Below are 294 nucleotides of genomic sequence, written 5' to 3'. Positions count from 1 at the left end.
CACGGCGATCGCCAACAAGAGCTTCGAGGTCTATTTCCAGCCGCAGGTGTCGCTAACCAGCGGCACGATCAGCGGCATAGAGGCTCTGGTTCGCTGGAAGCACGAGACGCGCGGCATGATCTCGCCCGGCGAGTTCATTCCGGTCGCCGAGAAATGCGGCTTCATGCCGGATATCGGCCGCATCGTCATCACCAAGGCGATCGATGAGGCCGCCGAATGGGACCGCGCCGGCATCGATTTCGGGCGCATCGCCGTCAATGTCTCGGGCACCGAGCTGCGCGAGCCCGATTTCGA

General features: G+C 63.3%; 1 protein-coding gene. It reads left to right on the top strand.

Going from position 1 to position 294, the window contains the following annotated elements; translation table 11 throughout:
* A partial coding sequence (locus EN853_RS33590; protein ID WP_135861382.1) for an EAL domain-containing protein occupies positions 1-294 on the top strand: 294 nt, incomplete at both ends.

It is taken from the genome of Mesorhizobium sp. M1C.F.Ca.ET.210.01.1.1, assembly GCF_004791585.1.
GTDB lineage: Bacteria > Pseudomonadota > Alphaproteobacteria > Rhizobiales > Rhizobiaceae > Mesorhizobium.
The sequence above is the reverse complement of the archived record's forward strand: the minus strand, read 5'-3'. Positions and strand labels throughout refer to the sequence as shown.